The organism is Intestinimonas sp. HCP28S3_D6, assembly GCF_052065695.1.
Taxonomy (GTDB): Bacteria; Bacillota; Clostridia; order Oscillospirales; family Oscillospiraceae; genus Intestinimonas.
On record NZ_JBQHTM010000039.1, the window covers coordinates 1 to 24,709 of the forward strand.

The window sequence follows — 24,709 nt, forward strand, 5'->3', positions numbered from 1 at the left end:
CCGGAAATCTGCATCGTCTTAGCCCCTTTCAGATGCCGTTTGGCATTCTGCACAATTTGACAGGTAAAAGTTCGTTGACTTTTTCGATTGAAAAATGTCATTTCATAACAGCTATTTGCCCTTGTCTTCGGTATGCTTGTCCTGAAAATCAAGGAAAGGGGCGCCCCATATGGAGCAGAAGAAAAATCTCTGTGCTATGATTCCGGCAGATCTGCACGCCAAAGTCATGGCAGAGAAAGAGCAGCTCGACCTTAAGACACTGGGTGAATATGTAGAGCTGATACTCAAGGAACATTTTGAAGGAGGAAAAAATACAATGGCAGCAACAAAAACACTGGCATTTCCCATCAGCGAGGAGCTGGATCAGAGGCTGAAAAACTTCATCGCGGCAGAAAAGAGCCGCGGCAGGAAAATCAACCAGAAAAGCTTCGTCGTCGGACTCATCGAGCAGGCGCTGGATGCATACGAAGCCCAGCAGCCTGCAGCAGAGCCAAATCAGGAATAACACAGCATCAAGTCGCCGGAAAATCCTCCGGCGGCTAAATCTTTTCAGGAGGTGATCTATCGTGTACATCTATCCGGACAATCTGACCGCCAAAGCCATGCTCTGGCTCTGGGAGCTGCGGGATGTGGGTGTGATTGGCGTAGGGCTTTTGCTCTCTGTGCTGGCGCTCACCCAGAACGGAATTTTCATCCCTTTGGTGCTGACAGCAGTCTACGCCTTTCTCAGCATCCGTTTTGACGGCACCAGTATTCTGGACTTCATCCGGTATGCCGTTGCATTTCTCATTACTAAACAGCAATTTTATGAATGGAGGCTATCCGAATGAGCAAAAAACAGAGAAAGGACAATGCCCAGTCTACCCGGCAGCTCATGGGCATCGAGAGGATCAAGGAGTATTGTATCGCCACCCGTATGGGTGACCTGGTATTCTTTATCATCAAACCTACCAACATCAGCGTCCTGCCGGATTCCAGTATCAGCGCAAGGATCTATGCCCTGTTGAATGTGGTAAAAGGTCAGGCGGAGATTGAAATGCTGGCGCTCAACTCCAAGGAGTCCTTTGAACGCAACAAGAACTTCTATCAGGAGCGACAGGAGCAGGAGGAGCTTCCCGCCATCCGCAAACTGCTGGAGCAGGACAGTAAACACCTGGACCGCATTCAGGTTTTGATGGCATCCAGCCGGGAGTTTTATATTATCATCCGCTTGCGAGGGGAAAAGGATACGGATATCTTCCCATATCTCAGCCGCATTGAGCAGAACATCAACGACAATGGGTTCACTAACCGAACCAGGTACTTTGCTACCCGCCCCGGTGTGGAAAAACTGCCGGATGGAAAGTCGGATGAATTGGCGACCAATCAGCAGCGAGCCTATGTGCAGAGGCTGGTGCGCAGCTTTCCGCAATCCAAGGAACTGCTGGAATACGAGGATTACATGACACGCCCCTCCCGCGGCAATGCACAGGAATTCATTGACCAGGTGCAGGAGCTGTATGTAGACATACTGGATGAGCGTGAAAACCTTGTGGACTACATTGCAAACCGCCCCGGCGTTCAAGCCTACGGCGACCATGGGCTCTGGAATGCAGACGGAAAGGTTCCGGTTCTCTCCCAGGCGGTGGAGAAAGTCGCCAACCATCCGGGTATTGTATGGACACCGGTGGTATCCATCCGCCGTGAGGATGCAGAGCGGCTGGGCTACAATGACGCAGAGAACTGGCGCGGTTTGGTCTGCTCCATCCTGCCGGAGATTGCCCACGGGTATAAGATCCAGCCGGACAACCTCCGCTGGTATGCGGCCTTCCACCGCAAGGAGAAACATGTCCACATCCACATGGTGATTTATTCCGCTGATCCCAAAGAAGGGTACCTTACCAAGAAGGGTATCCGGGAAGTCAAGTCCGCCTTTGCAAAACAGATCTTCCGGCAGGATCTCATCTCTGTTTATGAAAAACAGACAGAATACCGCAACCATCTGCAGCGAGATGCGCAGTCTCTGATGACAGAGCTGATCAGCCAAATGGCAAATGGCACACTTCAAAATGAAGTGCTGATGCAGCTGGTTACGGAGCTGGCGCACCGTCTGCAAAATACTACCAACCGCAAGGTGTATGGATATCTGCCTCCTTCCAGCAAGCGGTTGGTGGATGCCATCGTGGACGAGCTGGAAAAAGACGAGCGGATTTCTGCGGCCTATCAGCTGTGGTATGAGATGCAGGATGAAAAATGCCGTACTTACAATGAGAAACTTCCGGAGCGTATTCCACTGTCGCAGCAGAAAGCCTTCAAACCGGTCCGCAACATGGTCATACAGGAAACACTTCATCTGCTGGAAAAGCCGATGACTTTCGATGATGCCGAGATAGAGGACGAGCCGGATACTGCAGAGGAAGAACCGATTCATGACGGAAAAAATGAATCTACCTATGCGCTTGCCGCCCGATATTGTCTGGCCAAAAAAATCCTGATGGATGTTAAAACCGGCCCAGAGGAAAAGGCAGATGCAGTCAGAGAACTGGAACGGCTCTGGAATGAGGGATACTCAATAGCAGCGCATATGCTGGGCAAAGTGTTCCGGGATGAGCTGGCAGGTACAATAGATTTCAAACTGGCAGAGCTTTGGTTTCGCCGCTCTGCTGAAGATGAAAATGACTTTTCTGCTTATGCATTGGCAAAGCTGCTGTTAAATCAGGGGCGCATGGATGAAGCTGTTCTGTGGTTTAGCAAAGCGGCACAGCAGAATAATCCGTTTGCTCAATACCGGCTCGGCAAACTGTATCTCACCGGAGAGGGTGTAGAGAAAGATATTGGCAAGGCGCTGGATTACCTGACAGCCTCTGCCCGACAGGGAAATCAATTTGCCCAGTATACCCTGGGCAAACTCTATCTCTTTGGGCAGGAGGTAAAACAGGATCGGGAGCTGACTGCCGAATGGCTTGGAAAAGCCGCAGCCCAGGGAAATCCCTATGCACAGTATTTTCTGAACCACCAGAATGACTACCACTCTGCATCGGTGGGCAGTGCCGCCCTTCGGATGCTCTATCATATGAGCCGAATCTTTCAGGAGAATATGGCCGCCGGAGATGCCTACACTGGATTGCAGATCGACCGCAAACGTCGGAAGAAACTCCAGCAGAAGCGGATCGCACTGGGCCACAACCCGCATGATCATGAGGAGCATGCACAAAATCAGTATACGATGTAAGAGAAGGAACGCCATGTCAAGCTATATTCATTTTACGGAAGAACAAAAGGAACGGGCTGCAGCTGTGGATTTGGAGGAGTTCCTCCGGTGCCGTGGTGAGAAATTGCTTCCCTCCGGCAGGGAGAAACGGCTGGCCAGCGATCACAGCATCACTGTCCGGGGCAATGAGTGGTATGACCATGCTGAGGAGCGTGGCGGTCGTGCGGTCAGTTTCGTACAGAAGTTCTATGACCTTAGTTACCCGGAGGCGGCGACTCTGCTGTTGGGCGGAGAGATGGGAACAATCTATCCTTCTGCAAAGGAGCGCGTGGAAGAACCGCCCAAACCGTTTGTTCTCCCTCCTGCCAACCGGGATATGCGCCGGGTCTATGCCTACCTGGTAAAACACCGGGGAATCGACCGGTCGGTGATTGCTTACTTCGCAAGGGAGAAACTTCTGTATGAGGATGCAGAATACCATAACGCAGTCTTTGTCGGAATAGATGAGGACAGCGTTCCCCGTCATGCCCACAAGCGCAGTGCCAACAGTTATGGCAAAGCCTTTCGGCTGAATGTGGAGGGTAGCGACCCCCAGTATAGCTTTCACCACATCGGAAACGATGGGAAACTTTATGTATTCGAAGCCCCCATTGACCTGCTCTCCTACATCACTCTTCACCCGGAGAATTGGCAGCGGCACAGCTATGTGGCCTGCTGCGGTACTTCCATCCAGCCGGTACTGAAACTGCTGGAGCGTCTGCCTCAGATCAACACGGTCCATCTCTGTTTGGATAACGACGAGGCAGGCCATCTTGCCAGCGAGCGCATGAAGATGCAGTTGGCAGACCGCTATGCGGTGGAACGCCTCATTCCGGAACACAAGGACTGGAACGACGATCTGACCGCAGACGAACCAACTTATACACAAGTTATGCAGTAAAATCACAACGCACACCACTTCCTGTTCCGCTCCGGTAGGCCGAACTGAAACGTGATGTGCGATTTTTATGAGCAGGAAGTGGTGTGCTGGGAAAGGAGTTTCCATGCCACATCAAGTCCTGATTTTGATTGCGGCCGGAGCAATTATGTTTCTGGTCATCGGCGGACTGGCTGCACTGTCCCATTATTATACCCTGAGTGGAATCAAGTCCAGAACCGTTGGCGATGGTCAGCACGGTACCGCCCGCTGGGCAACAGAGAAAGAAATCAAGCAGACCTATGCCCACGTGCCTTTTCGAGTGAAACAGTGGCGCAAAGGTCAGGATCGTCCCACAGAGCAGGGGCTTGTTCTCGGCTGTAAGGGCAGAAAGAACGAGCTGACCGCACTGGTGGACAGTGACGATATCCATTGTCTGATGATCGGTGCCAGCGGCGTAGGCAAGACCGCATTTTTCTTGTATCCCAATCTGGAATATGCCTGTGCCAGCGGCATGAGCTGGCTGGCGCTGGATACCAAGGGCGACCTTGCCCGAAATTATGGAACCATTGCAAAAAAGTACTATGGATACAATGTGTCGGTCATCGACCTGCGTAATCCCACCCGGTCAGACGGAAATAATCTGCTGACCCTTATCAACCGCTACATGGATATTGCCCGGAAAGATCCTAAGAATCTGGCAGCCCGTGCGAAAGCGGAAAAGTATGCCAAGATCCTTGCAAAGACTATTGTAAGCCCGGAGGGAGACGACAGCGGACGCGGTCAGAACGCCTTCTTCTATGATGCTGCCGAAGGACTGCTCACCTCCGTCATTCTGATGCTGGCAGAGTTCCTGCCGCCCAAGGAGGGAGAGCCGGAACAGCGGCACATTGTGTCTGTATTCAAGCTGGTGCAGGATTTGCTGGAGCCAAGCAAGGTCAAGGGAAAAAGTATGTTCCAGCTGCTCATGAAAAAGCTGCCGGATGACCACAAAGCAAAGTGGTTTGCCGGTGCGGCTCTGAATAGCGCGGAGCAGGCCATGGCCTCCGTCATGTCTACGGTATTGTCCCGCCTGAATGCTTTTCTGGACTCCGAACTGGAGCAGGTGCTGTGTTTTGACAGCGCCATTGATGCGGAGAAGTTTGCCTCTGAGAAGTCGGCTATTTTTCTTATCTTGCCGGAAGAAGACACCACCAAGAACTTTATGGCAGGTCTGATGATCCAGAACCTTTCGAGAGAACTGTTCGCTGTGGCTGATGAAAATGGCGGCAAGCTCAAAAATCGTGTAGTACTGTTCTGCGACGAGTTGGGAACTATGCCGCCCTTTGATATCCTCCCGCTATTCTCAGCAGGTCGATCTCGCCGGTTGACCCTTGTGCCGATTATTCAATCGTTGGCACAACTTGAAAAAAACTATGGCAAAGAGGGCTGCGAGATCATACAGGATAACTGTCAGGATACGATCTTCGGCGGTTTTGCGCCCAACAGCCAGACAGCCGAGGTTCTGTCCAAAGCCATGGGCAGCCGCACCGTGCTGTCCGGTACTGTGAGCCGAGGTAAGAACGACCCCAGTCAGAGTCTGCAGATGATGGAACGTGCGCCGATGACTTCCGATGAGCTAAAATCCATTCCAAAGGGCAGCTTTGTTGTCATGAAGACAGGAACCCATCCAATGCGTACTCGTCTGCGCCTGTTTCTCGACTGGGGTATTACCTTTGAAGAACCATACACTGCTCCGGAGCGAGCAGACCGCACTGTTGCCTATGCAAGCCGTGTGGATCTGGAAAAGAATCTGCCGCTGTCGGGCAAAACAAAAACGGAGGATGTTGCCAGCGAGGGGTATCCGGTGCCGTCCCGCGGCGGTGCTGCCCACATTCCTGCCGATGGACGCCGTTCCAAAAAGGCGTCGCCTTACAATACAATGAAGGAGGAGTGCCCGTGAGTTACTTCGGTACGATTTATGCCGACACCGAGCTGCCTGCTCGGGCCAGGGCAGTCTATATGTATCTTCGTGACCGCTCTGATGCCGAGGGGAAATGCTGGCCGGGAATCAAAACAATTGCGTCTGACCTGAAACTATCCCGATCTACTGTAAAACGGTCACTAAACGATCTGGAGAAAGCCGGGTATTTAAAAAGGACAGCGCGCCATCGTGCTAATGGGAGCAGCTCATCCAATCTATATACCGTGAAATAGTAAAAGAGGTTTGTCTTGCATTTGGGATAAGCCTCTTTTTAAATCATCATTACACCAAGGGGGCATTGCGCCCATTTGCTGAACCCAGGGGAGGTTCACGGTGAACCTCCCGGAAGGACCCACTCTAAGGAGATCAAGACAGAGAAAGAACACTTATCATCATCTTAATGAAAAATCTTACTTCTCAAGTCGAAATTTCAGCAGCAGATACGGCTCCACTTCAAGGACGGTGGCTATCCTAAACAGCAGATCCAGAGACAGGCCATGACTCATGCCGGGCGCTTCAACGGACGCGAGATGCTGGCGGCTAATATCAAGGATCTCTGCCAACTGTTCCTGGGAATATCCCTTTTTCTTGCGATAGTATCCGATAGCATAAGACAGGTTTTCCATGCGCTCGGAAAAGTCAAAATCCCATTCCAGAGTTATCACCACCTTACGGAATTAGTTTATCCGAAGGCAGCGCATACTAAAATTAACCCCAAAGCATTATTGACGCTTATAAAGCGTCAATATATAATTAAAACACTATTTTGTTGGATGTTATGTGAGGTGTCAATATGACAAGGGGACTTGCCTGTGCCATCACCGGCCATAGACCGACACGCTTTCGCTTCAAATATGATGAAAACAACAACGGCTGCAAGCGGATTAAGAAACGCATCCGGGATCAGTTGATCCAACTCTATGAGCAAGGCTTTCGCCAGTTTTGGGTAGGCGGCGCTCTGGGCGTGGATATGTGGGCTGGGGAGATATTGCTGCGGCTCAAAGAACAGCCGGAATATAGCAAGATCCAACTGAAGATCGCTCTGCCCTTTGAGGGCCACGACACAGACTGGGAAGATCGCAGCCGCAGCCGTATGTCTTTTCTGATCCGGCACAGTACGGAAACCATAGTAGTAGGCAATAAAGATATGCCCCCGGCGGTCAATTACCGGAGGCGCAATGAGTATATGATAGATCATGCAGACTGCTTACTGGCGGTCTATGACAACGACCGTTCTATCCGCAGCGGAACGGGCATGACCGTCAACTACGCCAGAAAAAAGGGACTGCCCATCACTCTGATCCACCCGGATAAGGCAACGATATCAAAAGAAAAACCTGAACGATGAAAACTACCCGCTGCGGATAGGGCATGTTTATGGAATCCATGTTATACTGAACTGAAATGGATACTCCACGAAATGAATTCAATAAAGTATCCTGTTTCAACTGGCTTTTTTTACCCTCAGCAGATATAATGAAAACGAGGTGATGCGATGTGAAGGTACGAAGAATTGCGGCGTTTTTGCTGGCAGGTATCTTGCTGGCCTACTGCTGCGCGGGCTGTTCCGACACGGCCAAAAAAGAAGAGACGCCGACCACCATTACGGTCTGGCACGTCTATGGCGGTCAGACAGATTCCCCACTCAACGACCTCATCGATGCGTTCAACCAGACGGTGGGAAAGGAGCAGCGGATCAACGTGCAGGTCACCTCCGTGTCCAACACCAACACCATCCACGAGCTGGTGCTGGCCGCCGCCAACGGAGAGCCGGGAGCTCCGGAGCTGCCCGACCTTTTCGTATCCTATCCCAAGACGGTGATGGCGCTGCCCGACGACAGCATTCTGGTGGACTACCGGGACTATTTCAGCCAGGAGGAGCTGTCCGCCTTCCTCCCAGCCTTTCTGGAGGAGGGGACGGTCAATGACCGGCTGGTGGTCCTTCCCGTGGCCAAATCCACAGAGATCATGTATATCAACCAGACGATCTTCGACCGCTTCTCCCAGGCGACCGGCGTGACGCTGGCGGACCTGGACACCTGGGAGGGGCTTTTCAAGGCAGCAGAGGTCTATGCGGACTGGACCGACGCTCAGACGCCGGATATTCCGGGCGACGCCAAGTCCATGTTCGTTCACGACTACTATTTCAACTATTTCCAGGTGGGGGCGGAATCCCTGGGCGAGGATTTCTTCCAGGGTGACAAGCTGGCCTTTGGCCCCGCATTCCAGGCGGCGTGGGAGCCGCTGGCCCGGGCCGCGCTTCGTGGGGGCGTCTGGCTCAAGGGCGGTTACGCCACAGAATCCATCCGCACCGGCGACAGCATTGTGAGCGTGGCATCCTCGGCCAGCATCCTCTATTACAGCGATGTGGTAACTTATCCGGACAATACCTCCGAGGAGATCACTATCATCTCCCGGCCCTGCCCGGTGTTTGAAAACGGAGAAAAGCTGGTGATGCAGCGGGGCGCGGGCTTCTGTACCGTCCGCTCCACCCCGGAGAGGGAGCAGGCCGCCGTGACCCTCCTCAAGTGGCTGACCGAGCCGGACCACAATGTGGAGTTCGTGACCCGAACGGGCTACATGCCGGTGACTCGGGCCGCCTTTGAAAACGAACTGCCGAAGGCCATCGAGGGACTGGAGAGCGCCAAATACGCCTCCCTCTATCAGGCGTATCTGGATACCCAGGCAAACTATGAGTTTTATGTGCCGCCCCAGCTGGAGAGCTATCTGAGTCTGGAAACGACCCTGGAAGATCAGGTGCGCTCACAGCTTGCGCTGGGCCGTCAGGATTATCTGGGGGCCGGAGAAACCGGATTGGAGCAGATCAGCGCAGAGCGGCTCCAGGCCTTCCGGGAGATCATGGAGCGATAAACAAAAGAGAGGAGGAAACACCGTGCTGAACAAATTCCGGGAGTTGCGGGCGCTGAACGCCTTTGCCAAAAAGCAGAGCGTGGGCATGCAGAGAAAACTGATGCTCTACTGGGTGTCCATGATCCTGGTGGTCTTTGCGGCGGTGATCCTCCTTCTGTCCATCGCCGGGGCCTTTTCCCAAAACGACGAGCAGCTCCATGAGGTGATGGAGCTGCAACTGAAAAATACACAGGATAGCCTGGCCAGTCGCCTGGATCAGCTGACCGCCCAGAGCTTGAATCTCTCCAAAGAACTCAGCCGCGAGATCGAAGGGGAGCTGGTACGGGAGGGCATTTCACTGCAAGAGGTCAACGATGACCCGGAGCGGCTGCTGAAGCTGCAGCAGATCATGTACCCGCTGGTCAATACCACCCTCCAGACCGCCAACTGCAACGGAGCCTATGTAATTTTAAATGCCACGGCCAATACCACCCTGGAGGTGGCAGACCACTCCAGAAGCGGGATCCACCTGCGTTACACCAACCTCAGCGCCAGCAATCCGGTTGCCCCTACCGTGGTCTACTTCCGCGGTATCCCGGATATCGCCCGGCAAAAGGATCTGGAGCTGCACAACCGGTGGAATCTGGAATTTGATACCGATCTGATCCCGGGCTGCCGGGAACTGATGGACTCTCCTCTGGACCGGCCTGCGCAGCGTTATTTCTGGTCCCGCCGGATCGATCTAAAGGACACCTGGGAATCCGCCATGCTGCTGTGCGTCCCCATCGTGGGCAGCGATGGGAGCGTATACGGCGTCTGCGGCGTGGAGCTCAGCGCGCTGTACTTCCAGCTGTCCTATCCCGCGGCGGAGGGGCAGTTCGGCTCCGCCGTTACCGTTCTGGCTCCCATTCAGGACAGCCGTCTTCTGCTGCCGGATGGATTGGTGGGCAGCGTCAACGGTACCTATCTGGACGGTCAGGAGACGCTCGCCATCCATCAGGGACGATACTATAACGAATACGACACAGGCGCCGAGCGGTATATCGGCCTGCATCAGACCATCTCCATCTCCAAGGGAGAGACGGAGGACACCGCCTGGGCCGCTGCGATCCTGATCCCCCAGGACAGTTATGCGGCATACACCGCTGAAATACAAAAAACATGGATCATTGCGGCCCTGGGACTGCTGGTGGTGCTGTTGGCCCTCTCCTTCTTCCTGGCGCGGAGATTTGTCCGGCCTATTACCGACAGCCTGAAGCGGTTCCAGCAGGAAGAACTGCCGGAACAGGGGCTGTCCTCCGGGATCTCGGAGGTGGATGAACTGGCGGAGTTTCTCAACGCCCGGGCGCGGAATCAGCGGCTGGAGCAGGGAGAGCTTCCTCCCAACATTGCGGAACTGTTCGACCAGTTTGTGGAGCGGAAGGATCTGCTGACCGAGGCGGAGCGGAATATCCTGCGCTACTACATCGACGGTCACGAGATCGCGGAGATCCCGGACCTGGCCTTTATCAGCATGAGTACGGTCCGAAAGCACAACCGGAGCATCTACGAGAAGCTGGGGGTGGCCTCCCGGGATGAACTGATGCTCTATATCGACCTGCTCCGCCGCTGCGGAAGGCTTCAGGAGCTTTTCTAAGACAAGTTTCTCCATTACAGCAAAGCGCACAAAACCAGAGGACTGGTTTTGTGCGCTTTCTCTATTATCCAATGGATACCTTTGCGAAAAAGTGGGAAAAAGTATCCGACGGACCATATACTCCCGCCCCTTACTCCTGTTATAACAGGAGTAGAAACGAGGAGGTGCGGAATATGACAAATCTCTTGTCCAGCCGCTTAGAGGACCGGTCCACGCCCCAGTATTTCTGCTTTTCCATCCGCTGCGAGGTGTGCGGAGAATTTTGGTACAGCAGCAGCATCCCCTTTTCCAAAGCGGAGCAGGCGGCGGAACACCGGGAGAAGAAGGAACTCTATGACGCCATCTATCAGCGGGAGAAGCAGCGGGCCATGCAGGCGGCCGGTCAGGAGGCCAGGGAGCGGTTCAGCCAGTGCCCCATCTGCCGGCGGCTGGTCTGCGACGCCTGTTTCCTCATCTGCGATGAGATGGATCTGTGTCGGGAGTGTGCCGGCCGGATGGAGGAGTCCGGGGAGCCGGTGGCGCCATGAAAACGCGTTGGCTGCCGCTCCTCCTGCTGTGCCTGATCCTGGCCGGGTGCGGCACGGTGGACGCAGAAGACCGTCTGATCTCCGCGGCGGAGGGCGCCGAGGCGTATAGCGGAGCCCTCGTCCCCTTCCTCCCCGGATATTCCCTTCAGACGGCAGAGGATACCCTCTACGCAGAGGTGAGCCGGGGCAGCGCCGTGGCCTGCTTTGATGTACAGGCCATCCCGGCGCTGGAGCGGGGCATCGGCCGGTATTGGTATCCCCATGTCACGGCCACCGTGATCCTGGCAGTGGACCGCAGCCGGACGGACGCCGCCGTCACCGGCTGGAACAGCCTCTGGGACAGCCCGGTGCCCGTAGGTATCAGCAGCAGCTCCGTGATCCGCAATATGCTGGCTCTGGGCGCCCTGTCCTACGGGCTGGACCGGGAGGCGCCCTCCAAGCGTGACGCTCTGGAGCTGCTGGAACACCTTGGTCAGAACGGCGGCTTTGGACTGGACACGCCGGACGCCCCTATTCTGATTTGTCTGGACTGGGAGGCTGCCGCGTGGAACCGGAACGGAGGAAATTATGAGATCATCGTGCCGGCGGAGGGCACGTTGTCCTACCGTATGGGGCTGCTCTCCGATGTCCCTCTGACGCTGGAGCCGGGGCTGGATGAAACCCTTCTGTCAGCAGGGCTGCCCCTGGCGGACGGAGAGAGACCGGTTGATTTTCCCGATGATTACCGGCCGGCCCGTACCCTGAGCGAGGAGGACTACGGCTGGTTTCTGGAACTGACCGGGGACAGCAGCCGAGACCTGCGCCGGCAGGTGCTCCACATCCGGCGCTATACCACAGCAGATCTCCGGGAGCATATCTTATCCGCCCTGCTCATCGCCGCCGCCATCCTGTTGTGGAAGGGGACGGTATCCCATCGGATGATCCGCCGGGATGTCCGCCGGGTGGTGGGGGTCATGGGCTGGCTGATGGTGGGATGGCTGCTGCTGCGCCTGTTCAAATATCAGCTGACAGCAGATGGGCTTTTGTGCCGGATGTGCTGGTATGGCTATTACATCTTTCAGCTTGCCCTTCCGGTAACGCTGCTGTATCTGGCCGTGATCCTGGACCATCCGGAGGGCGAGAAAAAGCCGCTGCGCCCTCTGTGGCCGCCTCTGGCCTGCTATGCCCTCTCTGTGCTATTGGTACTCACAAACGATCTCCACCAGCTGGTGTTTCGTTTTGACCCGGCCGGGGACTGGGCCTCAGACTACCGGTACGGTCCGGGATACTGGGGCGTAATGGCTTTATCCCTCCTGTTCCTGGCCTGCGCAGTCTGGAAGCTGCTCCACAGGGGGCGGTATAGCCCTTACTGGGTCGGCAGGGTGGTTCCGCTGCTGTTCTGCGTGGGACTGCTGGCCTACATCACTGCTTACATCAGGCGGGTGCCTCTGGCGTGGGAGAGCGACCTTACCGTGAACATCTGCGTGCTGTCTACCCTGTTTTTTGAGTCGGCCCTCCACGCGGGGTTCATCCCGGTCAATCTTCAGTATCAGCGTCTGTTCACCGCCCTCCCATTGGGGCTGGCGCTGCTGGATGAGCAGGGCCGCACCGTCCTGTCCTCCCGGGGCGCGCCTCCCGTCTCCCGCTCCATCTGGCGGAGGATCTCCATGGATATGACCCATCCGCTGCTGCGTGACAGCGACACCCAGCTTCACGCAGTCCCCATTCACGGCGGTATGGCGGTATGGCAGGAGGACCTCTCCCAGCTCAACCGGCTGCGCAGGGAGATCCAGGCTGTGCAGGCCCGTCTGGAGGCGGCCAACGCCCTGCTGCGTGAGGAGGGCGAGGTGAAAAAGCGCCTGCTGGCCGCGGAGGCGAACCGATCCCTATTCGAGCAGCTGGACCGGGACATGGAGCGCCGCATCCAGACGCTGGGACGGCTGATCGAGACTCTGCCGGAGACCCCCCATCCCCGGGGCCTGACCGCCTACATCACTCTTTGCCTGTGCCATATCAAACGCAGATGCAATCTGTTTTTCCTGGCACGTCAGGGGGATGGACTGCCCGGAGAGGAATTGAGCATTTATCTGGATGAGCTGGCAGAACTGGCCCGCTATGCGGGGCTGCAGATGCTCATTCGCTGCGGGCAGCGTGGAGCGCTGGAGATCCGCAGGGCGGCACTGTGCTACGACTTTGCCTTTGAAGCCATATCCTGGGCCCTGGGGGAGAACGCCTCTCCTCTGCTGGGGTATCTGGAGCCGGAGGGCGCCCATCTGGTTTTCCGCTTTCTTCCGGGCGGTGATCCCGGACAATGGCGCTTTTCGGAGGAACTGACGACGGCGGCTGCCGCGCTGGGCGGTCAGATCGCCTGCAAGGACCTGGACGATGCCGTTGGGATCTGCCTGACGCTGCCCTTGGGAGGTGAGTCCTGTGGCTGAATTTTACCGGTTTCCCCATTGGGTGCTGACCACATTGGTGATGGCGGCCGCCCTGTGCATCGTGTTTCAAACAAGGGCCATCTCTTACAGCATCCGACGTCTGCCCACCGGCTGGGTGCGCCGGGTGGAAAATGGGATGGAGTGCGCCATCCTCGGGGTGCTGTTCCTCTTCGCCGCCCTTCTTGCACAGGTGCAGTATGGGCTGTTCTGCGGCTTTTTGGCGCCCAGCGCCTACGGCCTTGTCCGGCAGGCGGTGTTTCTGCTGACTGCGGTGCTGGGAACCACCACCGCGGTGGGGATGGAACTGATCTGGCCGTTTTTTGCCGTGGGCGGGGCGGCTGTCCTGCTCCCTCTGACAGAGACGGTCACAGGGCCCGCCTATTCCATCTTTTTTCTGATGAGCATGGCGTTCTTCCTGCTGCGCAGCGTACATATCTGCCTGTTGCGCCGGCGGGAGCTCTACACCCAGCTCTCCTCCGTATCCGTCAAGGAAGCCATTGATACCCTGCATACCGGTCTGCTGTTCTTTCGGCGGTCGGGGGAGCTCCTGCTGTGCAACCGCAGCATGGAGGCGCTGGCACGGCAGATGACGGGGCAGCCGGTACAGGACGGAAGGCTGTTTCAGCGGCTGCTGGAGTGCGGCCCGCTGTGCGGCGGCTGCGCACGGGAAGTTCTGGGTGGGCAGCAGGTGTTTCGCCTCCCCGATTCCTCCGTATGGAGCTTTTTCGCCCATGAGCTCCCCATGGGGCGCCGGACCATGCTTCTGCTGACTGCCGATGATGTCACGGAGCATTGGGATGCGGTGACCTTTCTTGCCCGGCAAAACCAGGCGCTGGAGCAGCGCGGACAGGAGCTTCGCAGCACCATTGCGCATTTACAGGCCATCTGTGAAGCGGAGGAGATCGCCCGAAGCAAGGCGAGGGTACATGACCTTTTGGGACAGCGGATCAGCCTGCTGCTCCGGGCGCTGCGGGATGACCGGCAGATGGATGAGTCGCTGCTGCTGGACTTTGCCCGCAGCCTTCCCACGGCCCTCCGGGAGGACCGCACGCCCAGCCCTGCTCATCGTCTGGAGATGCTGCGGGAGACCTTCCAGGGCATGGAGGTGTCGGTGGAGTTCCAGGGCGCGCTGCCGGAGGATGGGGCGGTGGCGGACAGTTTTGCCGAGATCGCCGTGGAATGTGTCACCAACGCCGTGCGCCACGGGTATGCCACCCGCATCCAGTTCCACTTTTTCCAGAATGACTGCTGGCGCATGACGGTCACCGACAACGGCATCCCGCCCGCTGGCCCCATCCGGGAGGGCGGCGGCATCGGCGGGATGCGCCGCAGGGTCCGTCAGCTTGGCGGAAGAATGGAGCTCTATACTGTCCCCCGATTCCGAATCGAACTGTCTGTTCCAAAGGAGGCTGTGGAGAAATGACAAACGTTCTGATTGTGGAGGATCACGTTTCCATGCGGGAATCGCTGACCACGGCGCTGACGGCGGCGGGAGATTTTTCCGTGGTGGGCGAAGTGCCCAACGCAGACTATGCCCTGGATTTCTGTAAGCATCTGCATCCGGAACTGGTGCTGATGGATGTCTGCACCGAGGGCGGCGCCTCTGGGCTGAAGGCGGTGGAGGCCATCCGCAAAACAGATCCGGAGGTCAAGATCATCGTCATGACCGCCTTTGACGAGATCACCTATATCCCCCGGGCCAGGGCCGCCGGGGCCAACGGCTTTATCTACAAAAGCCGGAGCCTGCACGATTTTCTGGAGGTGGCCCGGACGGTGATGGCGGGGGGCAGCAGCTTCCCGGAGCCCAGAACCATTCCCATGCCCCAGGGAGAGGCTCCCCTCACCGACCGGGAGATGGAGGTACTCCGGCTGATGTGCAGACACATGACCAACAAAGAGATCGCCCAGGAGCTGTTTATCAGCGAAAACACCGTCAAGTATCACAAGATGAACATGCTGGGCAAGACCGGCTTTTCCAAGGCGGTGGATCTGGCCTTCTACATGATCTCCAACGGCTGGATCAATCCCCTGTATTAAAGAATTGCACTTCCTATCCACCGGCTTTGTGCCGGTGGATTTTTTGTTTCAGGGAAAAGACTACCCGCAGCGGGTAGGGTGCAAATTCGAAATAAGCTCTACAATAAATCTGTAATACAGAAGGTATGGGAGGTGGGGAGGCTGAAAACTGTGCTCCTGATCATGCGGCGGGCATCGCTGGCTCAGGGCCTGATGGCGAAAGTGCGGGACGCCCCGGGAATACAGCTGTGCTATGAGCCGGACTATGCCAACGCGGATGTGGCCATCCGCAGCCATCTGGCCTCTGGGGCACTGCTGGAGGTCTCCGAGGACGGCGATCACGGCATCGACTTCTGTCTGGCCCTGTGCGCATGGCTGCGGGAAGTCACGCCCCACTGCCGGCTCATGCTGATGTGCCCCGAAGGACAGCCGGAGGCTGTGAGCCGCGCCATCGAGGCTAAGCGTAGGGGCGAGATCGACGACTTTGTGTTTTATGATGTATCTCTGGACTATTTGGCCGCCAGTCTGCAATCCCTTTGAGATAGGCAAAGATCATTTTGAAATGGGGGTATGCCGACGCGGTCACATGGGCGGCGAACAAGGGCATCACTGGCGGGATCGGCAATGGCCTGTTCGGTTCGGATAACAACTGCACCCGCGCCCAGATCGTCACCTTCCTCTATCGGTATGTGGAATAATAACAGGATATTCTTACCAAGCGGAGCGGTAAATGCCGCTCCGCTTTTTTGCGTTTTGTCCGAAAAACTACCCGCTGCGGGTAGGGCGCAAAACAGCGGCACCCGGTAAAATGAAACCATAGTAGAGCGCAGCGGAACAAAAACAGAAAGAAAAGAGGTGTCGTCATGCAAGTAACTGCAAACAGGAAAATGATGATGTCAAGGTGTGCAGTGAGATGAAACGAGTATGGAAGTCTATGCTGGCCTTGCTGTTGGCGCTCTGCCTGACGGCCTGCAGCGGCACCCCCGGCGGCGGAGAAGAAGGGCCGCCCGAGTCTCCTGATGACACAGCGACCTCCGCCCCTCCGTCCGACCATAACTCCGACAGTTCATTGGGCGGTACCTATTGGACGGCTGTACAGCACGAGTCCTACGATTATTACTTTGACCGCACAGAGGTGAGCCAGATGCCCACGGAGCGGTGGTGGGCCGATCTCTTCCTCAATGAGGACGGAACGGCGCAATTCCGTGAGGTCCTGGGCGACAGCTTTAACAGCTATCTGGGCAACGGGACCTGGTGGCTCGGCGCGGATCACACCCTGCGGCTGACAAGCTCGGACGGCGATGAAGATGGTGAGATGAATGGCCGCATTGAAGATGGCCGCATCATTTTGGAATCCTTCTATGGGGACCGGTTCTATTTTGAAAAAGCGGAGCGGCCGGGCCCGGGCGGCGAACTGTGCATCGCAAATCTGCATGGGACATGGCACATGACCACAGGCGAGGTGGAGGGCTGGAACTATAACGCTCGGGAAGAAGGCCTGGCCTCCACGCTGGTTTTTGAAAGCAGGTGGAGCGACGCCATCGAGGGATATGTGCTGAGCGCGGATTATTACTTCGCGGACTTTCTGGATACGGATGAGCCGGAATACCGGCAGGAAGCCGAGCTTCGGACGGAGCTGCTGGAGGAACCGCTGTTCCACGGCCTCTCCAACGAGCTTTGGAGCGTCCGGCTCTTTCACGATGGCACCGGCGCGGAGTTCTTTCTCACCCTGACCGATCCGGATACGCTGTATCTCCAGGAGCATTACGAAACGGACGGCGCTCCGGCGGTCCGCACGGCGGTCTACCAGCGGGTAGACGCATTTCTGCCGGAAACGCTGCAGACGGCTTTGTATGAGGAACCCTCTGACTGCCTGACCTTCTACTGGCCCAACCCACCGGACGATGTATCCGCATGGCTGGAGGTACTGCCGGTCACAAAGCTGGAGCCGGATGGACTGGACAGGCTGCTGGTGGTGGGGCGCTGGTATGAAACGCAGATCCGGTTCTGTACGGGCGAGCCCCTGTGGGATGAAAGCGGACGGCTTCTGGATTGGGTCACGGACGAGATCCTGTACGACGAAACACTCACCATTGATGAACCTCGGTGGTTTTCCCTGACGATCCCGGAAGGCGTACCGAACCTGTGCCTGCACATCAAGCGCTCCTGGGAGGATTTTTGGTACCTCTGGCCCATCACCGACACAAACGGGTATCTGGTGGATGGGTGGACATTCCTGACACCATAACAAAATAAAACAAGAGAGGAGATCGCATTATGGGACTGATCAAAGCTGCATTGGGCGCAGCCGGCGGCGTGATGGCCGACCAGTGGAAGGAATTCTTCTACTGTGAAGCCATCCCCGCGGATGTGCTGGCGGTAAAGGGAAAGAAGAAGGCCACAGGCCGCTCCAGCAACACCAAGGGGGATGACAACATCATCACCAACGGCTCTGTCATCGCCGTGGCCAACGGCCAGTGTATGCTCATCGTGGAGCAGGGCAAGGTGGTGGATATGTGCGCCGAGCCGGGCGAGTACACCTACGATATGTCCACCGAGCCCAGCCTCTTCACCGGCGATCTGGGGGAATCCATCAAGGGCGTGTTCCAGAACATCGGCAAGCGTTTCACCTTCGGCGGAGAGGCCCCCAAGGACCAGCGCATCTACTATTTCAATACCAAGGAGCTCACCGGCAACAAGTACGGAACCCCCAGCCCCGTCCCCTTCCGGGTGGTGGACCAGCGGGCGGGTATCGACATCGATATCGCCATCCGCTGCTTCGGCGAGTACAGCATCCGCCTGAAAAACCCCATGCTGTTCTATACCAATGTCTGCGGCAACGTCAGCGAGGACTTTAAGACCGAGCAGATCGCGGGGCAGATGAAGACGGAGTTGCTCACCGCCCTGCAGCCCGCATTCGCAAAGATCTCGGAAATGGGTATCCGTTACTCCTCTCTCCCCGGCCACACCCTGGAGCTGGCAGAAGCCCTCAACGAGCAGCTCTCCTCCCGGTGGCGGGACCTGCGGGGCATGGAGATCGTTTCCTTTGGCGTCTCCAGCGTCAAGGCCAATGAGGAAGACGAGCAGATGATTAAGGAGCTGCAGCGCAACGCGGCCTTTATGGACCCCACCCGGGCGGCGGCCCATCTGGTGGGCGCACAGGCCAGCGCCATGCAGTCCGCGGCCAGCAACCCCAATGCCGGTCCCGCTATGGCTTTTATGGGCATGGGGATGGCTGGACAGATGGGCGGCATGAACGCCCAGAATCTCTATCAGATGGGCGCGCAGCAGCAGGCTCAGCCCACCCCCGCACCTGTACCCACGCCCCCGCCTGCCGCCCCTGGCTGGACCTGCGCCTGCGGACAAAGCGGCATCACCGGAAAATTCTGCCCGGAGTGCGGCAAGCCCCGGCCCGCAGCGGACGGCTGGACCTGTTCCTGCGGCGCGGTGAACAAAGGGAAATTCTGCGCGGAGTGCGGGGCGAAAAAGCCCACCGGCGTGCCCCAGTACAAATGCGACAAATGCGGCTGGGAGCCGGATGATCCCGCCCGTCCGCCCAAGTTCTGCCCGGAGTGCGGCGATCCCTTTGACGATGGCGATGTGCAGGGATGACCCGTGGAAGAAAAACCGCCGTATTTTCTGTTGTAGGTCTGTTCCTGCTTCTGGCGGCTGCGGGATATTATTTCAGAGGTCATCAGGGAGGTGATTCATCCATACAGAAGAAATCTGCCGTGCCGCCCGGCATCTTGACCGGCGTCACATACAGCCACACCAGCGGCATGGTTGCCAGAGCGGATTTTGCCATCACGCTTTCGCCGGAGGCCATTCTGGAAACAAGCTATTATCCGGCCCTTGATCCGGATACGGCGGAGGACGAGGACTGGTATCATCCGTCCACCAAAGAGAATGTCCCCATCACCGCGGCTCAGTGGTCGGATGTGGAGCAGATCATTCTGGAGCTCTACCCGCTGATGGAGCCCATCCCGGAAAACCGGCGTGAGGTGAAGCTGCCACCGGGGATCGAAGTCATGGATGGCGGGGACTCCACCAGCCTGATCCTGACCTGGAGCACAGAAGACGGAACACGGAGCATCCGTTATGATCCGCCAAACGACCGCCGTATCCATACGCTGATCGCTCTGCTGGAGGAGCTGGCCGACCCCATTGGACGGGAGATCCCCCGCTATGCCCCGCCGGAGCTGAGCGGCTTCTATATGGGTCAGTCCGGGGCTCTCTTCTCCAAGGACTATTCCTTCCAATTCGACCGGGGTCCGTCTGTTGTGTACGGAGAGGACGCCCCATATATCCTCCGGGCCAGATTTACCCCGTCCGGTCGGAAGCAGGAGATCAGGAGTGACTGGGCCGTGTCAGATGAGGAGTGGGATGCCTTCACCGCGTTTGCGGAGGAGATCCGTCTGGAAGAACAGCCGGACGGCAGCTCGGAAAAGCCGGCCTGCACCCTCTATTACTCTGACGGCAAACAGCAGCAGAAGAAATTGGATCAGGAAACAGCGAAGCAACTCTGGGCGTATTTTACAGAGCTGGCCCTGTGCCTGCTGGATGAACAGCCATAGTACGCAAATCGATCCATAAAAACAGAACATAGGAGGTACTACAAATGAAAGGTCAGAAGATTTTGAAAGTCACATCCATTCTCATGATCATCGGCGGCATCATCGCCGCCATCGCCGGCGTCATCGCCATTCTCGGCGTCAGCGCCCTGGCAGCCCTGTCGGGGAGCGCGGAGGGTACCGGCCTGCTCTATGCCAGCTCCATTCTTGTAACTGTGGCCTCTGTGATCCAGTTTATCGCGGGCATCAAGGGCATCGGGGCCTGCAGCGCACCCCAGAAGGCCGCTTCCTGCGTCAAATGGGGCATTATCATTGCGATCTTAGCGATCATCTCCATTATCATTGGCCTTGTAGGCGGAGGCCAGTTCAGCATCACCAGTCTGGTGCTCAATCTTCTGCTGCCGGGATTGTATGTCTACGGCGCCATGCAGATGAAGGGCACCGCGTAAGCGGCTTCAGAAAGGGGTGCAGATGATGGGGCTCTTTGGAAAACTATTTGATAAAAAGGAATGCTCGGTCTGCGGCGGCGAGATCGGGCTGCTGGGCAACCGCAAGCTGGAGGACGGCAATCTGTGCAAGGAATGCGCCGCCAAGCTCTCCCCCTGGTTCAGCGACCGCCGCCAGAGCACGGTGGCGGAGATCCAGGAGCAGCTGACCTACCGGGAGGCCAATCAAGCCAAGGTATCCTCTTTTCGCACCACCCGTACTCTGGGTGAGCGTACCAAGGTGCTGCTGGACGAGGATGCGGGTCTGTTTATGGTCACCTCCGCCAGAAATTGGGAGGAGGCCAATCCGGATGTGCTGTCCTTCTCCGATGTGACCGGCTGCAAGCTGGACATCGACGAGCGCAGGACGGAGATCGAATACAGGGATAAGGATGGAGAGCGGCAGAGCTTCAATCCCAAACGGTATGCCTATTCCTACGATTTCTACATCGTGATCAACGTCAACAATCCCTATTTCAGCGAGATCCGCTTCCAACTCAACAGCAGCTCAGTGGATAACGATGAGGAAACACTGCTGGATGGGCCCAACGCCATGCGCAGACCCCGCGGGGGTCTCCGGGCTAAAGCCGGCGGAATGGGCGGCGGCTCCCTGACCTCCAACGCGGAGGAGGTGCGCTCCAGCGTGGAATACCGGCAATATGAGGAAATGGGCTGTGAGATCCGGGATGCGCTGCTGCAGGTCCGGCAGCAGGCGCGGGAGGAAGCGGCCGCGGCAGCAGCACCCAAGGCGGCGGTGACCTGTCCGTACTGCGGGGCGACCACCACACCGGATGCCAGCGGCTGCTGCGAGTTTTGCGGCGGCGCAATCAACGGATAAGAATATCTTGGAGCAATAGAAAACAACGAAAATGAAAGGAGCTTCACCATGAAGAAGTATGAAATTTTAGGAGAAAATCTGCCGGTCGTCGTATGTGAATTGTCCCCAGGCGAATCCATGATCACGGAGAGCGGCAGCATGAGCTGGATGAGCCCAAATATGAAAATGGAAACCACCACCGGAGGCGGTATGAAGAAGATGCTGGGGCGGCTGGTGTCCGGTGATTCCGCATTCCAGAACAAGTTCACCGCAGAGGGTGGGGACGGGTTCATCGCCTTCGCTTCCAGCTTTCCCGGGGCCATCAAGGCTCTGAACATCAGTGCCGGCCGGTCCATGATTGTGCAGAAAAGCGCGTTTCTTGCCTCTGAGGAGGGTGTGGAACTATCCATGCACTTCCAGAAAAAACTGGGCTCCGGCATCTTTGGCGGCGAGGGCTTCATCATGCAGAAACTGAGCGGAAACGGGATCGCCTTTATTGAGATCGACGGTCACGCGGCAGAGTATGACCTGAGCGCCGGACAGGAGCTTCTGGTCAGCACAGGGTACCTGGCGGCTATGGAGGAGAGCTGCACCATGGATGTGGTTGCGGTCAAGGGCGCAAAGAACATGCTCCTGGGCGGAGAGGGTATTTTCAATACCGTTGTCCGGGGACCCGGCAAGGTGATCCTGCAGACCATGCCCATCAGCAAGGTAGCCGAGCTGCTGACGCCGTTTTTCAGCAACAAAAAATAAGAAAGGACAGAGAGGAGAATGGCCATGAAAACCAAGTTCAAGCTGTCGTGCCTGTTCCTTGCGGCGCTGATGCTGTTCAGCCTCACTGCCTGCGGCAAGGACAACCCGGAGCCCAGCTCGACATCGGAAGGAACCGAGCAGACAAAGCCTCCTGTGGAAGCGGGAAGCGGAACAACGATCCATACAAATCTGTGGGATCTTACTTACGATGAGGCGGACGGCTGGGTCTATGAGGAGGACGACCTTCATGACGATGAAACATCCTCCAAGATCATCCTGACGCTTCCCAAGGAAGGCGAGGATGGAAGCATCGTCGATGCGGAGATCCGCGTTTCTGTGGAAGATCCGTATACCTTCCGGGACTATCTCACCAGCTACGGCTTTGACGAGTACGAATATGCAGTCGATCAGGCCTATGATCTTACTCCCGTCGGCGGCATCGATTGCCTCAAAGCAGAAGGAAACTATTGGGGCTCCCCCTGCCTGCGGTATATGAACCGGGTGGAGGGCGCGGGAGCCACCGTATTTATGGAGATCATCGGCGAGTACGAGGATGAGCGTGTAGACAAGCTGCTCTCCGGCCTGACGCTCCATCTGGAGGATACCGGAAACGAGGATGGCCCCTGGTACTGGGAGGGTGAGCCCTTTTCCGCCCAGCCCCGCAGCGTCATGGTGGGGACGCACACGCTCAGCAGCCAGTGGCTGCCTATTACAGACTGCATCATCACAAAGGAGACCTTCAATCACGCAGCTGCTGTCACAGGAGATCAGGCTTACCTTCTGGTGGACGGAGAATTGAAGCGCTTCGATTACGACGGCGCATCTCTGAACTTTGCGGAGGATATTGTGCTGGACGCGGAATATGAGGATATTTCCGCCGACACCACAGGGACCCTCTGGCTGGCGAATTTTATGGAGCCGCTGATCAGCTGGAAGGACGGCGCACAGACGGCGTCCTATGAGGGCCCGGATCACGTCACCATGCACCCATCCGGGACCTGGGGCGTCAGCTGGTTCTCCGGCCCGGAATGTGAAAAGATCACCCTCTCCGGCGGAGCCCTCAAGACGGAGTCCATTGTATTCCAGGAAGTGGATATCCTCAGTCATCTGCTGATCGACGACAGCCACATCTATGTCTGCGGGTCTGCCGTGGATGGCAGCGGTCACAAGGTGTTTGTCTATGACAGCAATGGCGCGCTGCAAATGACTTTGGCAGATTCCGACGGAAGCGGCCTGGGAAGCATTACCTTTATTACGCAGACCGCAAATGGCTATCTGGCCCTGGACGGAAATATGCGTGAGGTGGTGCTCTGGACCAAGGACGGCGCCTATCTCGGCGAGGCGGATGACGGCGACCTGTTCGGCACGGACTATCCCTGGTTCTGCGGCGGCGCGAAGCTGGCTGACGGCAGCATCCTTGCCATTATGACCGAAGACAGAGCGGACGAGTCCGCAATGGAACTGGTTGCATTCAAACTCAGTGGCTTTTAAGGAGGGCCTGACATGAAACGCACGAGGTTATTCTGCGTCCTGCTTGCGGCGGCGATGCTGCTCAGTCTGGCCGCCTGCGGCAAGGACGACCCGAAAGAGTCCAATTCGCTCCAGATCGGGGACTATGCGCTGCTCTACAAGGGGGCCAGCATCATGGAGGACTCAGATGGAAACGACGCGCTGGTCCTGACGCTGGATTTTACCAACAACAGCAAGGACAGCGGCTCCTATGTATGGTCCATCTCTGAAACAGCGATACAGAACGGCGCAGAATTGGCTATCGCCACCGTCTTTGCGAACAGCGACTCCTACGACACGGTGATCGACAGTCAATTTACGGATGTCGCGCCGGGTGAAACCCTTGAACTCCGCACCGCCTTTGTGCTGGCGGATACCACCAGCAAGGTCGAGGTGACCTTTGAGGAGGCGTTCGGCGACAAAACCGGTAAGATCACCGTCGATCCGTCCACACTCAGCCGGGAAGCGGCGGGAAGCGGTACGGGTCAGGATACTGGAACCGGAGATATACTGCTGGACTGGTGGAACGGCGACTGGTACGGCTGGTGGATCATGACCGGCTGCTCGGGCGACTACGAGGATCTGGAGGGCGCCTGGTGGGACATCTGCGGCGCCATTGACATCGGCGGGGACGGCACGGGCACTGTCACCCTCTGGGATGAGGACTACACGAAGTCGGAACCGATGGTCTCCGCGTCGGTCAGCCTCAGTGATGATGGGACCAGCATATATGGCACCATGACATCCGAGGGCGGCGCCTTCACGGATATTGCGCTGGAGCACGGGGACTGGATCGTTGACCCGGGACTGGTGGACTATGGGGACATGATCCACATTGACGGTGATTACGAAAACGGCGGAGATGCGTTCCACTATGATATCTACCTGCGCCCGTGGGGGACCTATTGGGTGGATGTGGACGAGGAGGATCTGCCCAATCTCTATGACAGCTGGTATCTGCCTCTGATCGATGCGGAGGAGCCTATGCCGGACAGCATCGGATGACACCAGAATGGGGATCGTTCCCGCCCCATTTGGGGCGGAGCGATCCCCGTTTGC

The 24,709-nt window shown here is 57.0% G+C and carries 24 protein-coding genes; 23 read left to right on the forward strand and 1 reads right to left on the reverse strand.

Annotated elements, in window-relative coordinates:
• Positions 1 to 169: 169 nt before the first annotated feature.
• From ACTNBK_RS12475 to ACTNBK_RS12500, 6 genes are all read left to right on the forward strand, one after another.
• Positions 170 to 505, forward strand: a complete 336-nt coding sequence (locus ACTNBK_RS12475; protein ID WP_441146533.1) for a 4-oxalocrotonate tautomerase — start codon at positions 170 to 172, stop codon at positions 503 to 505.
• A 61-nt stretch (positions 506 to 566) separates the two neighbouring features.
• The gene (locus tag ACTNBK_RS12480) at positions 567 to 830 is read left to right on the forward strand and encodes a hypothetical protein (protein WP_441146535.1); all 264 of its coding nucleotides are present in this window, start codon (positions 567 to 569) and stop codon (positions 828 to 830) included.
• A complete protein-coding gene (gene mobP3, locus ACTNBK_RS12485) occupies positions 827 to 3,211 on the forward strand; it encodes a MobP3 family relaxase (protein WP_441146537.1) in 2,385 nt (794 codons plus the stop codon). The genes ACTNBK_RS12480 and mobP3 overlap by 4 nt, the downstream gene beginning before the upstream one ends.
• Positions 3,212 to 3,224: 13 nt before the next feature.
• Positions 3,225 to 4,130: a DUF3991 and toprim domain-containing protein gene (locus tag ACTNBK_RS12490; RefSeq protein WP_441146539.1), complete on the forward strand. Its 906-nt coding sequence runs from the start codon at positions 3,225 to 3,227 to the stop codon at positions 4,128 to 4,130.
• Positions 4,131 to 4,233: 103 nt separating this feature from the next.
• A complete protein-coding gene (locus ACTNBK_RS12495; protein ID WP_441146541.1) occupies positions 4,234 to 6,048 on the forward strand; it encodes a type IV secretory system conjugative DNA transfer family protein in 1,815 nt (604 codons plus the stop codon).
• Positions 6,045 to 6,302, forward strand: a complete 258-nt coding sequence (locus ACTNBK_RS12500) for a helix-turn-helix domain-containing protein (RefSeq protein WP_441146543.1) — start codon at positions 6,045 to 6,047, stop codon at positions 6,300 to 6,302. Before ACTNBK_RS12495 ends, ACTNBK_RS12500 begins: the two co-directional genes overlap by 4 nt.
• 177 nt (positions 6,303 to 6,479) lie before the next feature.
• Here the strand turns inward: ACTNBK_RS12500 and ACTNBK_RS12505 are convergent, their stop codons facing one another.
• Positions 6,480 to 6,695: a helix-turn-helix domain-containing protein gene (locus ACTNBK_RS12505; RefSeq protein ID WP_116721466.1), complete on the reverse strand. Its 216-nt coding sequence runs from the start codon at positions 6,693 to 6,695 to the stop codon at positions 6,480 to 6,482.
• 167 nt (positions 6,696 to 6,862) lie between these two features.
• Between ACTNBK_RS12505 and ACTNBK_RS12510 the strand changes: the two genes are divergently transcribed.
• From ACTNBK_RS12510 to ACTNBK_RS12590, 17 genes are all read left to right on the forward strand, one after another.
• Entirely contained in the window at positions 6,863 to 7,417 is a 555-nt protein-coding gene (locus tag ACTNBK_RS12510) for an SLOG family protein (RefSeq protein WP_441146545.1), read from the forward strand.
• Between the two features lie 149 nt (positions 7,418 to 7,566).
• A complete protein-coding gene (locus ACTNBK_RS12515; RefSeq protein WP_441146547.1) occupies positions 7,567 to 8,940 on the forward strand; it encodes an ABC transporter substrate-binding protein in 1,374 nt (457 codons plus the stop codon).
• Positions 8,941 to 8,962: 22 nt separating this feature from the next.
• Positions 8,963 to 10,555, forward strand: coding sequence for a response regulator transcription factor (locus tag ACTNBK_RS12520; RefSeq protein ID WP_441146549.1), 1,593 nt, complete (start codon positions 8,963 to 8,965; stop codon positions 10,553 to 10,555).
• A 173-nt stretch (positions 10,556 to 10,728) separates the two neighbouring features.
• On the forward strand, positions 10,729 to 11,082 hold the full coding sequence (locus tag ACTNBK_RS12525; RefSeq protein WP_441146551.1) for a hypothetical protein: 354 nt from the start codon (positions 10,729 to 10,731) through the stop codon (positions 11,080 to 11,082).
• Positions 11,079 to 13,499: a histidine kinase N-terminal 7TM domain-containing protein gene (locus ACTNBK_RS12530; RefSeq protein ID WP_441146553.1), complete on the forward strand. Its 2,421-nt coding sequence runs from the start codon at positions 11,079 to 11,081 to the stop codon at positions 13,497 to 13,499. Before ACTNBK_RS12525 ends, ACTNBK_RS12530 begins: the two co-directional genes overlap by 4 nt.
• Entirely contained in the window at positions 13,492 to 14,922 is a 1,431-nt protein-coding gene (locus ACTNBK_RS12535; protein ID WP_441146555.1) for a hypothetical protein, read from the forward strand. Before ACTNBK_RS12530 ends, ACTNBK_RS12535 begins: the two co-directional genes overlap by 8 nt.
• Positions 14,919 to 15,536 (forward strand): response regulator transcription factor, encoded by a 618-nt coding sequence (locus ACTNBK_RS12540; protein WP_216503803.1) that lies wholly within the window; start codon positions 14,919 to 14,921, stop codon positions 15,534 to 15,536. The genes ACTNBK_RS12535 and ACTNBK_RS12540 overlap by 4 nt, the downstream gene beginning before the upstream one ends.
• A 150-nt stretch (positions 15,537 to 15,686) precedes the next feature.
• Positions 15,687 to 16,055, forward strand: coding sequence for a hypothetical protein (locus ACTNBK_RS12545; RefSeq protein ID WP_075705364.1), 369 nt, complete (start codon positions 15,687 to 15,689; stop codon positions 16,053 to 16,055).
• A gap of 17 nt (positions 16,056 to 16,072) precedes the next feature.
• Positions 16,073 to 16,213 carry an S-layer homology domain-containing protein gene (locus ACTNBK_RS12550; protein ID WP_441146557.1) on the forward strand — a complete coding sequence of 47 codons (141 nt, stop codon included), beginning with the start codon at positions 16,073 to 16,075 and terminating at the stop codon, positions 16,211 to 16,213.
• Between the two features lie 215 nt (positions 16,214 to 16,428).
• Complete coding sequence (locus ACTNBK_RS12555) at positions 16,429 to 17,763, forward strand: hypothetical protein (RefSeq protein WP_441146559.1); 1,335 nt, start codon at positions 16,429 to 16,431, stop codon at positions 17,761 to 17,763.
• Positions 17,764 to 17,792: 29 nt separating this feature from the next.
• Positions 17,793 to 19,127 (forward strand): SPFH domain-containing protein, encoded by a 1,335-nt coding sequence (locus ACTNBK_RS12560; protein WP_441146560.1) that lies wholly within the window; start codon positions 17,793 to 17,795, stop codon positions 19,125 to 19,127.
• A 119-nt stretch (positions 19,128 to 19,246) separates the two neighbouring features.
• The gene (locus ACTNBK_RS12565; protein ID WP_441146562.1) at positions 19,247 to 20,089 is read left to right on the forward strand and encodes a hypothetical protein; all 843 of its coding nucleotides are present in this window, start codon (positions 19,247 to 19,249) and stop codon (positions 20,087 to 20,089) included.
• Positions 20,090 to 20,133: 44 nt separating this feature from the next.
• On the forward strand, positions 20,134 to 20,535 hold the full coding sequence (locus ACTNBK_RS12570) for a hypothetical protein (protein WP_238074045.1): 402 nt from the start codon (positions 20,134 to 20,136) through the stop codon (positions 20,533 to 20,535).
• A 22-nt stretch (positions 20,536 to 20,557) separates the two neighbouring features.
• A complete protein-coding gene (locus tag ACTNBK_RS12575; protein ID WP_238074044.1) occupies positions 20,558 to 21,409 on the forward strand; it encodes a DUF4428 domain-containing protein in 852 nt (283 codons plus the stop codon).
• Between the two features lie 48 nt (positions 21,410 to 21,457).
• Positions 21,458 to 22,141: a TIGR00266 family protein gene (locus ACTNBK_RS12580; RefSeq protein ID WP_116721478.1), complete on the forward strand. Its 684-nt coding sequence runs from the start codon at positions 21,458 to 21,460 to the stop codon at positions 22,139 to 22,141.
• Between the two features lie 24 nt (positions 22,142 to 22,165).
• The gene (locus ACTNBK_RS12585) at positions 22,166 to 23,632 is read left to right on the forward strand and encodes a hypothetical protein (RefSeq protein WP_441146565.1); all 1,467 of its coding nucleotides are present in this window, start codon (positions 22,166 to 22,168) and stop codon (positions 23,630 to 23,632) included.
• A gap of 12 nt (positions 23,633 to 23,644) precedes the next feature.
• Complete coding sequence (locus tag ACTNBK_RS12590) at positions 23,645 to 24,655, forward strand: DUF5067 domain-containing protein (RefSeq protein WP_116721480.1); 1,011 nt, start codon at positions 23,645 to 23,647, stop codon at positions 24,653 to 24,655.
• Positions 24,656 to 24,709 lie beyond the last annotated feature (54 nt).